The 15,013-nt window shown below is 74.4% G+C and carries 13 protein-coding genes; 4 read left to right on the forward strand and 9 right to left on the reverse strand.

Annotated elements, in window-relative coordinates; translation table 11 throughout:
* Nucleotides 1-7 precede the first annotated feature (7 nt).
* The 6 genes from ACFPL3_RS18210 to ACFPL3_RS18235 form a co-directional block, all read right to left on the reverse strand.
* Nucleotides 8-805, reverse strand: a complete 798-nt coding sequence (locus tag ACFPL3_RS18210) for an ABC transporter permease (protein WP_343940155.1) — start codon at nucleotides 803-805, stop codon at nucleotides 8-10.
* Entirely contained in the window at nucleotides 802-1,575 is a 774-nt protein-coding gene (locus ACFPL3_RS18215; protein WP_343940153.1) for an ABC transporter ATP-binding protein, read from the reverse strand. Before ACFPL3_RS18215 ends, ACFPL3_RS18210 begins: the two co-directional genes overlap by 4 nt.
* Nucleotides 1,572-2,441 carry an ABC transporter permease gene (locus ACFPL3_RS18220; protein WP_343940151.1) on the reverse strand — a complete coding sequence of 290 codons (870 nt, stop codon included), beginning with the start codon at nucleotides 2,439-2,441 and terminating at the stop codon, nucleotides 1,572-1,574. Before ACFPL3_RS18220 ends, ACFPL3_RS18215 begins: the two co-directional genes overlap by 4 nt.
* Before the next feature lie 99 nt (nucleotides 2,442-2,540).
* Nucleotides 2,541-4,670 (reverse strand): amylo-alpha-1,6-glucosidase, encoded by a 2,130-nt coding sequence (locus ACFPL3_RS18225; protein ID WP_343940149.1) that lies wholly within the window; start codon nucleotides 4,668-4,670, stop codon nucleotides 2,541-2,543.
* Nucleotides 4,667-5,950 carry a glycosyltransferase family 4 protein gene (locus ACFPL3_RS18230; RefSeq protein ID WP_343940147.1) on the reverse strand — a complete coding sequence of 428 codons (1,284 nt, stop codon included), beginning with the start codon at nucleotides 5,948-5,950 and terminating at the stop codon, nucleotides 4,667-4,669. Before ACFPL3_RS18230 ends, ACFPL3_RS18225 begins: the two co-directional genes overlap by 4 nt.
* A gap of 135 nt (nucleotides 5,951-6,085) precedes the next feature.
* Complete coding sequence (locus tag ACFPL3_RS18235; protein WP_343940145.1) at nucleotides 6,086-6,823, reverse strand: SDR family NAD(P)-dependent oxidoreductase; 738 nt, start codon at nucleotides 6,821-6,823, stop codon at nucleotides 6,086-6,088.
* Nucleotides 6,824-6,859: 36 nt separating this feature from the next.
* On the opposite strand from ACFPL3_RS18235, the gene ACFPL3_RS18240 reads away from it, so the two are divergent.
* Together ACFPL3_RS18240 and ACFPL3_RS18245 are read left to right on the forward strand one after the other, a co-directional pair.
* Complete coding sequence (locus tag ACFPL3_RS18240) at nucleotides 6,860-7,681, forward strand: shikimate dehydrogenase (RefSeq protein WP_379589385.1); 822 nt, start codon at nucleotides 6,860-6,862, stop codon at nucleotides 7,679-7,681.
* Nucleotides 7,682-7,697: 16 nt separating this feature from the next.
* Nucleotides 7,698-8,957 carry an ROK family transcriptional regulator gene (locus ACFPL3_RS18245; RefSeq protein ID WP_343945608.1) on the forward strand — a complete coding sequence of 420 codons (1,260 nt, stop codon included), beginning with the start codon at nucleotides 7,698-7,700 and terminating at the stop codon, nucleotides 8,955-8,957.
* Here the strand turns inward: ACFPL3_RS18245 and ACFPL3_RS18250 are convergent.
* A complete protein-coding gene (locus ACFPL3_RS18250; RefSeq protein ID WP_343945607.1) occupies nucleotides 8,936-9,535 on the reverse strand; it encodes a class I SAM-dependent methyltransferase in 600 nt (199 codons plus the stop codon). The two genes, ACFPL3_RS18245 and ACFPL3_RS18250, sit on opposite strands and share 22 nt — an antisense overlap.
* 73 nt (nucleotides 9,536-9,608) lie before the next feature.
* Between ACFPL3_RS18250 and ACFPL3_RS18255 the strand changes: the two genes are divergently transcribed.
* Nucleotides 9,609-10,277 carry a hypothetical protein gene (locus tag ACFPL3_RS18255; RefSeq protein WP_343945606.1) on the forward strand — a complete coding sequence of 223 codons (669 nt, stop codon included), beginning with the start codon at nucleotides 9,609-9,611 and terminating at the stop codon, nucleotides 10,275-10,277.
* On the forward strand, nucleotides 10,274-10,981 hold the full coding sequence (locus ACFPL3_RS18260; protein WP_343945605.1) for a DsbA family oxidoreductase: 708 nt from the start codon (nucleotides 10,274-10,276) through the stop codon (nucleotides 10,979-10,981). The genes ACFPL3_RS18255 and ACFPL3_RS18260 overlap by 4 nt, the downstream gene beginning before the upstream one ends.
* 13 nt (nucleotides 10,982-10,994) lie before the next feature.
* Here the strand turns inward: ACFPL3_RS18260 and ACFPL3_RS18265 are convergent, their stop codons facing one another.
* Both ACFPL3_RS18265 and ACFPL3_RS18270 read right to left on the reverse strand, forming a co-directional pair.
* Nucleotides 10,995-12,344, reverse strand: coding sequence for an MFS transporter (locus tag ACFPL3_RS18265; protein WP_343945604.1), 1,350 nt, complete (start codon nucleotides 12,342-12,344; stop codon nucleotides 10,995-10,997).
* An 807-nt stretch (nucleotides 12,345-13,151) separates the two neighbouring features.
* Nucleotides 13,152-14,876 carry a DEAD/DEAH box helicase gene (locus tag ACFPL3_RS18270; protein WP_343945603.1) on the reverse strand — a complete coding sequence of 575 codons (1,725 nt, stop codon included), beginning with the start codon at nucleotides 14,874-14,876 and terminating at the stop codon, nucleotides 13,152-13,154.
* Nucleotides 14,877-15,013 lie beyond the last annotated feature (137 nt).

The raw sequence follows: 15,013 nt of genomic DNA on the forward strand, positions 1-15,013 counted from the left end.
TCCGGTGTCAGGCGGTGCGACCGCGGGTCACCAGGCGCTCGACGAGCAACCCGGCCAGGTGGAACAGCAGCCCCAGTGCGATCGAGGCGGCGACGAACGCCCACGCGCGGGCGTAGGCGGTGTTGGCGGCGGCCGCGGTGATGCGGCTGCCCAGCCCGTTCTGCGGGCCGCCGAAGTACTCGGCGACGATCGAGGCGATCACCGCGGCAGGAGCCGCGAGCCGCAGGCCGGTCATGATGTGGGGCACCGCGCCGGGCAGGCGCACGAACCGCGCGTGCTGCCAAGGGGTGGCGGCCAGTGCCGTCATGAGCTCGGCGTGCACCGGGCGCACCTGGCGCAGCCCGCGGGCGCTCGCGACGAACACCGGCACCGTGACCACCACCGTCACGACGAGCCGGCGCGGGATCTCGGTGGCCGAGCCGAACATCGTGGTGAACACGGGTGCCAGCGCCACGATCGGCACGGCGCTCGCGGCGAGCACGACCGGCGTGACGAGCTCCCCCACCAGGCGCGACCAGGTGGCGAGCAGGGCCAGCGCCACGCCGAACACGAAGCCGGCGACGAGGCCGACGAGCGCGTTGCCGCCGGTGATCGCGGCCGTGGAGAGGATCACCGAGAACTGGGTGCCGATCTCCTCGGCGATCGCGCTCGGCGCGGGCAGCAGGAACGCGGGCACGCCGGCGACCCGGACCACCAGCTCCCACAGCACGAGCAGCCCGATCCCGAACACGACCGGCGGCCACGCGCCCGACGAGCCGCGCGGGCCGGCGTCGATCCCGGCGGCGCCGGGCACCGCCCTGGTCACGGGTGCCCCTTGCGCAGCGCCTCGCGCACGGCCGTGATCGCGGTGAAGAACGCGCTCGACTCGCGGACGTCGTCGACGTGCCGGTCGGCGCCGGGTCGTTCCCCGGTGACCACCTCGGTGATCCGCCCGGGCCGCGGCGACATCACGACCACCCGGTCGGACAGCACCACCGCCTCGGGGATCGAGTGCGTGACGAACAGGACGGCGGCCTCGGTCTCGCGCGCGATGCGCAGCAGCTCGGCCTGCATCCGCTCACGCGTCATCTCGTCGAGCGCGCCGAACGGCTCGTCCATCAGCAACAGCCGCGGGCGCGGCGCCAGCGCGCGGGCGATCGCCACCCGCTGCTGCATGCCGCCGGACAGCTCGCTGGGCCGCGCGCCCGCGAACTCGCCCAGCCCGACCAGCTCCAGCAGCTCGACGGCCCGGGCCCGGCGCTCGGCCTTGTCGATCCCGTGGACGTGCAGCGGCAGCTCGACGTTCTCCACCACGCTGCGCCACTCCAGCAGGCCCGCCTGCTGGAAGGCGATCCCGTAGTCCTGGTCGAGCCGGGCCTGGTGCGGGGTCTTGCCGCCCACGAGCACGGTGCCCGACGTGGGCTGCTCGAGGTCGGCCACCACGCGCAGCAGGGTGGACTTGCCGCACCCGGAGGGCCCGATGAGCGAAACGAACTCCCCCGCCCCGACCTCCAGGTCGATGCCGTCCAGGGCGTGCACGGCGGTGTCGCCGTCGCCGAAGCGCTTCTGCAGGTCGGCGAGCTCCACTGCGGTCATCGGACACTCCCCCGGTAGCGGCGCAGGCCGATGTCCAGCAGGCCCACCGCGCCCGCCGCGACCAGCCCGAGTACGGCGGCGCCGAGGATCGCGGTGTAGAGCCGGGACGGGTCGCCGGTGGCCGACTGCGCGTACTCGATGATCAGGCGGCCGATCCCGCCGCGCGTGCCGGTGGAGATCTCGGCGACGATCGCGCCCACCACCGAGGCCGCGGCCGCGAGCCGCACGGCCGGGAGCAGGAACGGCACGGACGCGGGCAGCCGCAGGCGCAGCAGGGTGGTCCACCAGCTCGCCGCGAGGGTGCGGAACAGCTCGACGTCAGCCTTCGCGGGCGAGTTCAGGCCCCGCAGCATCCCGACCGCCACCGGGAAGAACGCCAGGTACGACGCGATCACCATGACGCTGGCCCACGGCTGCCACGTCCACCCCGCGATCGCGATCTTGCCGCCCCAGCCCACGACGAGCGGGGCGATCGCGATCAGCGGCACCGTCTGCGACGCCACGACGTAGGGCAGGGCCGCGCGCTCCAGGAGCCCGAACCGCTGCATCGCCAGGGCCAGCACCATCCCGAGCACGCCGCCGAGGACGAGCCCGCCCAGCGCGAGGCCGAGCGTGAACAGCGCGCCGGAGGCGACGGCAGCCCCCACCGTGCGCGTGGTGGCCGCCCCGGCCACCTCCGGCTCGACGAGCCGCCCGAGGACCGTCCAGACGTGCGGCATGGCCGCGTCGTCGGTGCGGGGCAGCACGCGGGTGCCGCCCACCAGCACGCCGTCGTCGGGCAGCACGAGCTTCGCCAGCTCCCACAGGAGCACCAGCAGCGCGAACGCCACCACTGCGGTGACGACCCCCCGCGCCCGACCGACCATCCCGTGCTCCCCTCAGACCGGGTGATCCTCTGAGCAGGGCATGACGGTAGCGTTACGAGCGCGTTCCCAATAGGGGATGCGCCGGGTCCGGTGGCGGCCTCAGCCCGCCTTGCCCGACCACGTCCAGTCCTCCGGGAGCCCCTCGACCTCGGCCTCGGCGCCCGTGGCGGTGACGTCCGCGGTCACCGGTCCGAGACGCAGCTGCCGCAGCCGCAACTGTCCCCAGTGCGCGGGCAGGTGCGGCGCCACCGTGAGGGTGCGGTGCGGCACGTGCGGCTGGAGGCCGAGGAACGCCCGCACCAGCAGCAGCGGGGCCGCGGCCGCCCAGGCCTGCGGCGAGCAGGAGGTCGGGTAGGGCACCGGCGGGTCGAAGTCGGCCCGCCCGAAGCCGCAGAACAGCTCGGGCAGCCTGCCGCCGAACGCGGCCGCGGCGTCGAGCAGCCCGCCCGCGAGCCGCTGGGCGAGCTCCACCGCTCCCGGGACGTGGGCGTAGCGCAGCAGACCGGCCACCGCGATCGCGGTGTCGTGGGGCCAGACGGACCCGTTGTGGTAGCTCATCGGGTTGTAGGCCCCCATCGAGGCGGCGAGCGTGCGCAGGCCGAACCCGCTGTCCATCTCGGGCGAGCCGAGCCGCTCCACCAGCGTGGCGACGCGCTCGTCGGCGGCGATGCCGGCCCACAGGCAGTGCGCCGCGTTGCTGGTGAGCGCGTCGACCGGGGTCTTGCTCCCGTCGAGCGCCACCGCGTACCAGCCCCGGTCGGGCAGCCAGAACGCCTCGTCGAACCGGGCGCGCAGCTCCTCGGCGCGGGAGCGGTGGCGCTGCGCGGCGGCCGGGTCGCCGAACGCCTCGGTGAGCTCGGCGAGCGCGAGCCGGGCCGCGTAGGCGTACCCCTGCACCTCGCAGAGCGCGATCGGGCCCTCGGCGAGGCGGCCGCGGGCGTCGTTGATCCCGTCGAAGCTGTCCTTCCACCCCTGGTTGACCAGGCCGCGGTCGGTGGCCCGCCGGTACTCGACGAACCCGTCGCCGTCGCGGTCGCCGTACTCGTCGATCCAGCGCACCGCCGCCTCGGCCGCGGGCAGCAGCCCCCGCACGGTGGCCTCGTCGGCACCCCAGCGCCAGCACTCGGCGAGCAGCATCACGAACAGCGGGGTGGCATCGGCGGTGCCGTAGTAGTGGTTGCCGCCGAGCACGCGTGCGCTGTCCGGGCCCATGCGCAGCTCGTGCAGGATCCGGCCCGGCTCCTCCTCCGTGAGCGGGTCGACCTCCCGGCCCTGCAGCTCGGCGAGGGTCTGCAGGGTGCCGAGGGCGAGCCCGACGTCCAGCGGCAGGGCCATCCACGCCGTGAGCAGGCTGTCGCGCCCGAAGAGCGTCATGAACCACGGGGCGCCCGCGGCGACGAACGGCCGGCCACCGCGGGCGGGGTCGTGGATCTGCAGCGCGCCGAGGTCGCTCTCGGTGCGCCGCAGCACCGCGGTGAGGGGCACGTCGTCGACCTCCACCTCGGTGCTCGCGCTGCGCCACGCCTCGATCTTGCGCGCCGGGCCGGTGCTCGCGGCCAGCTCCCCGCGGTGGAACTGCGGCTGGACGAGACGCCCCGCGAGGGTCGGCTGCACCATGATCTCGGTGGTCCACCGCCCGCCGGCCGGCACGACCACGCGCCAGCTCAGCACGCCCGGCACCACCGCGGGCTCCGCGGACGCGCTGATCGACAGGCCCCGGACCCCGTCGGAACGGTCGCGCAGCAGCAGATCGGTGCCCGCCACCGTCGCGTCCACGCCGCCGGGTGCGGCCCGCCCCTCCTTCACGGCGAACAGGTCGGCGAAGTCGGCCTCGACGAGCAGCTCGAGGCCGACGGCCGTGGCCTCCCGGCCCATGTTCTCCAGCGTGATCGTCTCCCGCAGGCCGTCGCCGACCAGCCGTTCGCGCACCACGAGCAGCGTGCTGTCGGCGTGGCCCGCCTTCGGGGGCCTGCGCAGGACGAACCGCGCCGTGAACGCCTCCGGGGTGATCACCGACAGCGCGTGCGGCGCCCGCCCGTCCAGCCGCAGCTCCCAGCGCGACAGCATGCGCGCGTCGCGGAAGAAGAAGCCGTGCGTGGTGCCGGAGCGGACGTCGCCCGAGCTGTCGGAGAGGCAGAACGTGCTGCCCTCGACGAGGGCGACGGTGCCGCCCGCCGTGGCGACGGTCGCGGGTTCGCCCGCGTTGAGGGGCGCGGGTGCCTCGGTCACGTCCGGCCCCCGGAGACCGGGACCGCGGGCCCGTCGTGGTCACCGCGGTCGGGTGTGTCCTGGTCGAAGGCCGAGTCCAGCGCCGAGTCCAGCGTCGAGTCCAGCGTCGAGTCGAGCGCGGAGTCGAGCCCGGCGTAGTCGCGGCGCAGCAGGTCGAGGGAGTTGCGCACCCCGGCCGCGGCCGGTCGCTCGGCACCCAGCGCCGTGCGGTAGGCGTTCTCGTACCCGGCGGCGAGCCGGTCGACGTCGAAGTGCTGGGCGACGTGGCGCCTACAGTCCGCCGGGGAGATCGCCCGCACGTCCTCCAGGGCCTGGGCCAGGTCGGCGGGGTCGTCGCGCACGATGCCGGTGACGCCGTCGACGACCACCTCGGGCACGGCGCCGCCGCGCAGGGCCACCACCGGCGTGCCGCAGGCCATCGCCTCGATCATGACCATCCCGAACGGCTCCTCCCACCGCACCGGGAACAGCAGGCAGCGCGCGCCGGCGAGCAGTTCGCGCTTGGCGGTGGCGTCGGCCACCCCGTACACGTGGTCGCGGTCGGTGAGCCGGGGCCGGACCTCCCGCTCGAAGTACTCCTTCTCGATCGGCTCCGCGCACTTGCCCGCCAGCACGAGGCGCAGCCCCGCCGCGTGGGCGGCGTCCAGGGCGAGGTGCGGCGCCTTGTCCGGGTGGAACCGCCCGAGGAAGAGCGCGTAGTCGCACTTCTGCTCCTGGAACGGCCAGTCGTCGAGGCGCAGCGCGTTGTGCACCGTGGCCGTCCAGTTCAGCTCGGGGGCGAGCGCGCGCTGGCGGTCGCTGATGGCCACGAGGTGCACGTCGTCGCCCAGCTCCCGGTAGTAGCGGCGCAGGTCGTCGTCGACGGGGCCGTGGACGGTGACGACGGTGGGCAGCCCGAGCGCCGCGTAAGCGGGCGCGTTGAGCGGGCCCGCGAGCGTGTGGTCGTGCACGACGTCGACGGAACCGGTGAGGGCGAGGCGCTCCACGGCCCTGCGGGTGGCCACCGCGTGCATGACCTCGGGGTAGGGCTCACCGAGGCGTTCGGGCACGGTGCGTTCCCACAGCGGCACGAAGCGGGCGGCGGTGCCCGGCGTCCCCGCGCCGACCACGGTGACGGTGTGCCCGCGCGCGACGAGGGCATCCGCCAGGTCGCCGACCACGGCCTCGACCCCGCCGTAGGCGGCAGGCGGGACGTCGAAGTAGGGCGGTGCGATCAGCGCGACCCGGAGGGGCCGGGCGGTGGAGAGAGGACGATCGATGGCGGTACCTGCGGACGGCACCCGGTTCAAGGCTTCCTCCCGAATCGTCGGAACCGGATCGGTTGGCACTCTCTACCTAAGAGTGCTAATCCGCGGAGGCCGCCTCGGGCAAGGTGATCCAGGACACTGATCGCCGGCGCTGATCACCGGGACTGGTCACCGGGGCATGCGCCGCCACAGGGCCCGGGGGGCGTGGCGCAGCACCGCGAAGACCGGCCGCAACACCCACGGCACCCACACCTCGCCCCGCCCGGAGCGCAGGGCGGCGACCGTGGCGTCGGCGACCTGGTCCGGGGTGGACGAGAACGGCGCAGGCGACATGCCCTCGGTCATCCGGCCGATCACGAAACCCGGGCGGACCAGCAGCAACCGCACGCCGCTGCCGTGCAGGGAATCGGCGAGCCCGCTCGCGAACCCGTCGAGGCCCGCCTTCGCCGAGCCGTAGACGAAGTTGGCGCGCCGCACCCGCGCCCCGGCCACGGAGGAGAACACCACCAGGGTGCCGCTGCCCTGCTCGCGCAGGATCGCGGCGAGGTGCAGGAGCACCGCGACGTGCGCGACGTAGTCGGTGTGCACGATCTGCACGGCGTGCGCCGGGTCGCGCTCGGCGCGGGCCTGGTCGCCGAGCACCCCGAACGCGACCACCACGACGTCGAGGCGGCCGTGGCGGCGCACCACGTCCAGCAGCACGGCGCGGTGGGCGTCGAGGGCGTCGGCGTCGAACTCGACGCGGTCCACGGCAGCGGCCCCGGCCGCGCGCAGCGACTCCTCCTCGGCATCGAGCTCGTCCTTGCGCCTCGCTGCGAGCACCAGCGTGTTGCCCGCGGCGAGGCGGCGGGCCACCGCCAGCCCGATCTCGCTGCGGCCGCCGAGCACCAGCACCGTCTCCCCCATGCGGGGAAGACTCGCACAGGATCCATACTGGTCGGCATGCGTGCCGCGGTGCTGGGGAGTCCGGTTGCCCACTCGCTGTCCCCGGTTCTGCACTCCGCCGCCTACGCCGCGCTCGGGCTCGGCGACTGGCACTACGACGCGCGCGAGTGCGACGAGGCCGGCCTGGCCCGGTTCGTCGACGGGCTGGGGCCGGAGTGGGCGGGCCTGTCGCTGACGATGCCGTTGAAGCGGGTGGCGCTCGACGTCGCGCGTGAGGTCTCCCCGCTGGTCACCGCCACCGGGGCGGCCAACACGCTCGTGCTCACGGGTGGCAGGCGCTACGCCGACAACACCGACGTCGCGGGCATCGTCGAGGCGCTGCGGGGTGCCGGGGCGCCGCCCGCGGGGCGCGCGGTCGTGCTCGGCGCGGGCGGCACGGCGCAGGCCACGCTCGCCGCGCTGCCCCGGCTCGGGATCCGCGACGTCGACGTGCTCGTGCGCTCCACGGCACGGGCGGGCGAGCTGCGCGCCGCGGCCGACCGGCTCGGCGTCGCGCCCGACGTCACCGACGCCCTGCTCGACCCGGCGCGCGCCCGGGCCGCGCTCGCCCGGGCCGACGTGGTGGTGTCCACGCTCCCGAAGGGCGCTGCCGACGGCCTCACCGGGGTCCGGCCCGGCGCCGTGGTGCTCGACGTGGTCTACGCGCCGTGGCCCACCGCGTTCGCCGCGGGCGCCGAGGCGGCGGGCGCGCGCGTCGTCAGCGGGCTGGAGATGCTGCTGCACCAGGCGGTGGCGCAGGTGGAGCTGATGACGGGGCTGACGCCGCCGGTCGCGGCCATGCGAGAGGCCCTCGACGCCGCCGTCGCGGCCCGCGCCTGAGACTACGATTCCGCCCATGGAGGGCAGGCGCGGCACCAACCTGCCGCGCGTGGCCGACTTCAACCAGGCCGTCATCCTCGACGCCGTCCGGCACGCCCCCGACGGGTTGTCCCGGGTGGAGCTCGCCGAGCTCACCGGCCTGTCGGCACAGGCCGTCTCCAACATCACCCGCCGCCTGCTCGACCGCGAGCTCATCACCGAGGCGGGCACGCTCCCGGCCGGCCGGGGCAAGCCGCGCACGCTGCTGCGGCTGCACCGCACCGGGCACTTCGCCGTCGGCGTGCACGTCGACCCGACGGTCACCACGGTGGCGCTGCTCGACCTCGTGGGCGACGTCGTGGCGTCGGTCCGCACCCTGCCCGCGTCGGCGACCACTCCCCCGGAGCTGGTCGACGCGATCACCGACGCCGCCGCGGGGCTGATCGCGTCCACCGGGGTCGACGCGGGCCGCGTGCTGGGCCTGGGCATCGCCGCCCCGGGCCCGTTCGACCCGGGCACCGGCGTGGTGCTGGAGCCGCCGCTGCTGCCGGAGTGGAACCGGGTGCGGCTGCGCGAACTGGTGCACGAGGCCACCGGCCACCCGGTGGTGCTGCACAAGGACGCGGCCGCGGGCGCGCTCGCCGAGCTGTGGCGCGGGGCGGCCACCAGCCTGCGCGACTTCGTCTTCCTCTACCTGGGCACCGGGATCGGCGCGGGTCTCGTCACCGGCGGCGAACTGCTCGGCGGGAGCACGCACAACGCGGGCGAGATCGGCCACCTCATCGTCGACGCCGACGGGCCGGCCTGCCGGTGCGGCCAGCGCGGGTGCGTCGGGGTGGCCTGCTCCCCGCGGGAGCTGGTGACCGAGGCCGCCGACGCCGGCCTGCTCCCCCGGCCCACGCCGGGAGCGGCCGACCGCGAGATCGACGAGCTGTTCACCCGGCTGTGCGCGCGGGCCGCCCACGACGGCGCGGCCCGGGCGATCCTGGAGCGGAGCGCGTCGCGGCTGGCCCGCGGCGCCGCCACGATCGCGAACCTGCTCGACGTGCGCGCGGTCGTGTTCGGCGGCCCGATCTGGGACCGGATCGCAGGCGTCTTCCTCCCGCTCCTGCGCGACACGCTGCTCACCACCACCGAGGCCCGCCACGTGCACCCGGTCACCGCGCTGAGCAGCTCGCTGGGGCCGGACGTCGGCGCGATCGGCGCCGGGTGCCTCGTGCTCGAGCACTCCTTCTCCACGCGGCCGTCCACCCTGCTGCTCGGGCCGCGCGACGATCAGGTCGCCGCCGTGCCCTGAGCACGCCGGTGCACCGCCACCACGTAGTCCCCTCCGTCGTACGGGGCGCGGTCCCAGCCGGCGAACCGGTCCTCGGCCACGAGCCCGGCCGCGGTGCACCACCCGTCGTAGTCGTCCGGCGTGGGCCAGCCCGGCCGCAACCGGAAGCCCGCGACGAGCCGGCCGCCCGGCGCGAGGTGCCCCGCGCACGCCGCCACCGCCGCCGCACGGCGCTCGGGCACCACGTACGGCACGACGTTGCCCGCGAGCACCACCACGTCGAACCGCTCCGGGCGGTCGAGGTCGGCGAGGTCCGCGGTGACCCACTCCAGCCCGGGCGCCTTGGCGCGGGCGGCGGCGGTCATGTCGGCGTCCGAGTCCACCCCCAGCACCGCGATCCCCCGCCGCGCCAGCTCGATCGCGACGCGCCCCGTGCCGCAGCCCGCGTCGAGCACCGTGGCCGGGGCGTAGGAGGCCACGAGGTCGGCCTCCCCGTGCGGGTTCCCGCCGGCCGCGGCGAGGCGCCGGAAGCGCTCGTCGTACTGCGCCGGGCCCTCCTGCGCGCGCCAGCTGCTCCAGTCGTCGGGTAGGTCGGGCACGCAGCCAGGCTATGCCGATCCGGAAGAACTCTTCCTCCCCCGGCCGCCCTCCCGGCTGCCAGGCTCCCCGGACATGAGGGACCCGATCGACCTGACCGCCCGCACCCGGTCGACGCACGTCGCGCGGGCGATCGTGCACACGGTCACCCTGTTGGTGGCCGCGGCCTGCCTCGCCTCCCTCGTCGCGGGGCCGGAGACCACGGCCGTCCGGTTCATCGCCGGGGCCGTCGGGCTGCTGATCGTGCTCGTCTACGCGGGGGCCGTGCCCAGCCGTCGCAGGCGACCCCACCGGCTCCTGGTGGACCACGAGGGCATCCGGGTGTGGGACGGGCGCGGGAAGGTCGTCGTGCGCCTGGCGTGGACGGAGCTGTCCGGCGTGGGGCTGATGACGAACGAGGTCGCTCGCTCGCGCCGGACGCGGCAGGCGGACGCCGACCCCGTGCCCTGGGTGAGCCGCCGGGTCGTCCTGGCGCCGATCTGGCTGGAGCTGTTCCCGGCGGACGCCGCGGCCGTGGCGCGGCACCCGGAGCTGAGGTGGGCCTGGGACCTCGGGCAGCTGCGGGCCCCAACGGAAGAGCGGCGGTGGGTCGTGCCCCTCGGGGACGGGCAGGGGCAGGACGTGCCGGTCGGCGAGGCCGTGCAGCGGTGGCGGCCGCACCTGTGGCGCGGGCAGCGGGCCGGTTCGCTCCTGTTCGGCGGGCAGACCCCGGGAACACGGCGCCGGCGCCCGCGGTTGTCGTGATCGTGAAGGTGGAGATCTGGTCCGACGTCGTGTGTCCGTGGTGCGCGGTCGGCAAGCGCCGGTTCGAGAAGGCCCTCTCCCGGTTCGACCACCGCGACGAGGTCGAGGTGAGCTTCCACAGCTTCGAACTCGACCCGGAGGCACCCCACGAGCAGGAGGGCGACCTGCACGACCACCTCGCGTCGAAGTACGGCATGTCCCGGGCCGAGGCGGAGGCACGGCACCAGCAGATGACCGAGATGGCCGCCGCCGACGGCTGGGACTTCCACTTCGAGCGCGCCCGCCGCGGCAACACGTTCGACGCCCACCGCCTGTTGCACCTCGCGGCCGAGCGGGGCGTTCAGGAGGCGGTGAAGGAACGCCTGTTCCGCGGCTACTTCACCGAGGGCGAGCACATCGCCGACCACGCCACGCTCGTCCGGCTGGGCGCCGAGGCAGGGCTCGACGCCGAGGAGGCCGCCGCGGTGCTGGCGTCCGACCGGTACGCCGACGCGGTGCGCGCCGACGAGCAGCAGGCCCGGGCCTACGGGATCAGCGCCGTGCCGTTCTTCGTGGTCGACCGCAAGTACGGCGTGCCGGGCGCCCAGCCGCCGGAGACGCTGCTTCAGGTGCTGGACAAGGCGTGGGCCGAGGCCCACCCGCTGCAGGTCCTCACCCCCGCGGGCGACGCGGACGGCTGCGCCGACGGCTCCTGCAGCGTCTGATCCCGGCGGCGCGTCAGCGCGGTTCCTGCTGGGCGACGCCAGGCACGGCCGGGTCGCTCACGCGCTCCCGGTCGCGCCCGACGACCAGCACCACGATCCCGGCCATCACCATGAACGCGGCCACCACGAACATGCCTGCCTTGTTGCTGCCCGTGAGGTCGAGCAGCCAACCCGTCAGGTACGGCCCGGCGAAGCCGCCGATGTTGCCGAACGAGTTGATCAGCGCGATCCCGGCCGCCGCGCCCACGCCCGTGAGGAACGTGCTGGGCAGCTGCCAGAACACCGGGATCGCCGAGTTGACCCCGATCGCGCAGAGCGCCATGGCGGCGATCACGAGGTAGGGCGACTCCATGAACAGCGCCACGGCGACGCCGGCCGCGCCCACGAACGACGGGATCGCCACATGCCACCTGCGCTCGCCGGTGCGGTCCGAGTGCCGGGCGTTGAGCACCATCACGACGCACGCGAAGACGTACGGGATCGCGTTGATCAGGCCGATCTGGGCGATCGAGAACTCCACCCCGAACCGCTCCTGCAGGTCCGAGATGACCTGCGGCAGGAAGAACGCCAGCACGTACAGGCCGAACACGATCCCGAAGTACACGAAGGCCAACCCCACAACGCGCGAGTCGCGCAGGCCCTCGCGCAGCCCGGTGCCGTGCGGCACCTGCGCCGCGTCCTCCGACGCGATGCGGCTCTCGAGGGCCTCCCCCTCGGTGGCCGAGAGCCACTTCGCCTTCGTCGGCCGGTCCGGGAGCAGCACGAGCACCAGGAGGCCGACGACGATCGACGGCAGGCCCTCCACGAAGAACATGAACCGCCACGAGGCGTCGAAACCGAGGGCTCCCCCGCCGTACTGGAGCAGCAGCGTGGAGATCGGCGAGCCCAGCACGGACGAGACCGGGACGGCCAGGAAGAACAGCGCCACGACCTTGGCCCGCTGCACCCGCGGGAACCAGTACGTCAGGTACAGGATGATCCCGGGAAAGAAGCCGGCCTCGGCCACACCCAGCAGGAACCGCACGATGTAGAAGCTGATCTCACCCTGCACGAACGCGGTGGCCGAAGCGACGACCCCCCACGTGACCATGATCCGCGCGATCCAGAGCCGGGCGCCGACCTTGTGCAGGATGACGTTGCTCGGCACCTCGAAGAAGAAGTAGCCGATGAAGAACAACCCCGCGCCAAGGCCGTACGCGGCCGCGGAGAGGCCGAGGTCGGCGTTCATCGTGAGCGCGGCGAACCCGACGTTGACGCGGTCGAGGTAGTTGAGCAGGTAGCACAACCCGAGGAACGGCAGCAGTCGCCACATGGCCCTGCGCACGGCCCCCGACACGACCTCGTCCTGCGGCGCGTCCGCCATCGCTCCTCCTCGAGCTCATCTGAGGACCAGAGCTAACCCGGCCGCGCGCGTCCGATCAAGATCAGGACCGCAATGCGACGAACGGCACTCTCGTCCGATAGAGCGGGACGAGTGTGCCGCTCGTCCGACGGGTGCGCTCGCCGGGCCCCGACCCCGGACGGACCCGCTGATCGTTCCCAAATGCGCGACCCAGCCCCCACAAGGGCGCGCCGCGGGATCTCGCAGCGATCAAGCCCCATGATCCATCCGAGATGAGGAGATGCGCCCTCGCGAGGGCGCTCAGCGTGGTCTCGCAGCGATCATGTCTCTGGAGCACCTGACCTGACCCGTACGAACGGCACCCTCGTCCGATAGAGCGGGACGAGTGTGCCGCTCGTCCGACGGGTGCGCTCGCCGGGCCCCGACCCCGGACGGACCCGCTGATCGTTCCCAGATGCGCGACCCAGCCCCCACAACGGCGCTCCGTAGGATCTCGCAGCGATCATGCAGCGAGTCGACCCGCTCCCCGAGGTGAAGGCTCATACCCAGGTCCGGGAGGCGAGCCGAGCATCTCGCAGAGCGCCCACAGGATCCGTACCCCTCGACCCGGCCCCGTCGATCACCGCACCGCGCAACGCGCCACATGCCAACGGATGTCTCCGTGACGGGCCCGACGGTGCGCCGAGGCCAGCTGCAGCCCGTCTCCGCCAGGCCGACGCGAGGCGCGCCCGAGAACCGCGCCAACCCCGCCAACCCGCGGCTACCCCGAAGTACGAACGGCACCCTCGTCCGATAGAGCGGTACGAGGGTGCCGTTCGTGCAGGTGGATCAGTCGCGACGCCCGCGGCCCGCCGTGGCGAAGCCCCGGTCGCGGCGGATGTTGGTGCGCCTGCCCTTGAGCGTGGTGCCGCCGCGGAGGCTGCGCAGCACGTCGTCGGCGGCGTGCTCGGGGATCTCCACCAACGCGTGGCGCTCGTGGATCTGGATGGCGCCGATGTCGCGCCCGGACAGGCTCGACTCGTTGGCCAGCGCGCCCACGATGTCCTGCGGGCGCACGCCGTTGGAGCGGCCCGCGTTGACGAACAGGCGCGTGGTGCCCGCCTTCGGCGGCCGGGTGCCGGCAGCACCGCCGCGGCCGCGGGGCTCGCGACGTTCGGCGGCACGCGGCGACACGACCGGGATGTCCTCGGCGTCGTCCGGGGCACCGGTGGCCGCCTGCAGGAGCCGGACCGCCGCCGCGGCGACGTCGAGCGGGTCGAACTCGGACGTGAGCCCGGCGAGCATCTCCCGGACGCCGTCGCCGGACTCCTCGTCGCGCAGGTCCCCCACGATCCGCTCGTGCAGGGCGAGGGAGGTGCGCTCCAGCCGGGCCGCACGCAGGTCGGCCGCCGTGGGCACGGGGGCGAACTCGATCGGCTGCCCGGTGAGCCGCTCCACGGCCCGCATCGCGTGGACCTTCGACGGCGGCACGAGCGTGATCGCCACGCCCTCGCGCCCGGCCCGGCCGACGCGGCCGATCCGGTGCACGTACGCCTCCGACGACTGGGGCACGTCGTGGTTGACCACGTGGGTGAGCAGGTCGATGTCCAGGCCGCGGGCCGCCACGTCGGTGGCGACGAGCAGCTCGGTGCGCCCGCTGCGCAGCCGCTCGACCACGCGCGTGCGGTGCTCCTGGTCCATGCCGCCGTGCAGCGCCTCGGCGCGCAGGCCGCGGGCGGTGAGCGTCTCGGTGACGGCGTCGACGTCGAGCCGGGTGCGGCAGAACACGATGGCCGCCGTGGGCCGCTCCGCCTCCAGCACGCGCCCGAGGGCGGCGGTGGTGTGGCTGCGCGGCACCAGGTACGCGGTCTGGCGCACCTTCGGGGCCTCGCCCTCCGGCACGGCCTCGCGCCGGATCCGGACCGTGACCGGCTCCCGCAGGTACTTCTGCGCGAGCGTCTCGATGCGCCGCGGCATGGTGGCCGAGAACAGCACGGCCTGCCGGGTGTCCGGGGTGGCGTCGAGCAGCGTCTCGATGTCCTCGACGAAGCCCATGTCGAGCATCTCGTCGGCCTCGTCGAGCACGACGGTCTCGAGCTCGTCGAGGCGCAGGGCGCCGCGGTTGAGCAGGTCGATCGCGCGGCCCGGGGTGGCCACGACCACGTCGACGCCCTGCTGCAGCGCCCGCCACTGCGGGCCGACCGGCGCACCGCCGTACACGGTGACGACGCGCGCGCCGAGACCGCGCCCGTAGCGGGTGACGGCCTCGGCCACCTGGAGGGCGAGCTCGCGGGTCGGGGCGAGGACGAGCCCGAACGGGGCGTCGCCCTTGGTGCGCTCGGGCCGCTGCGCGGCAAGGCGCTCCAGGATCGGCAGGGCGAACGCGGCGGTCTTGCCGGTGCCGGTGGCGGCCTGCCCGAGCAGGTCGCGGCCCTCGACCAACGGGGTGATCGACTGGGCCTGGATGGGGCTGGGGTTCTCATAGCCCAGCTCCTCGACCTCCCGCAGCAGCTCGGCGCGCAGCGGCAGGTCGGAGAAGTGGGGCTGGTCGAGCGGTTGCTCGTTGTGGATCAAGAATCGTCTTCCGTCGCAGGGACGGGAGCACGGACGGCGCTCCCGCGGGATGAGCCCGCGGGGCCTTCGGCACAACTACTACCTGGCCGGTGCGGTCTCAGGTGGTTCAACACACCACCGATCACACATAGTCCCAG

This window comes from Pseudonocardia zijingensis (assembly GCF_042657305.1).
GTDB classification, from domain to species: domain Bacteria; phylum Actinomycetota; class Actinomycetes; order Mycobacteriales; family Pseudonocardiaceae; genus Pseudonocardia; species Pseudonocardia zijingensis.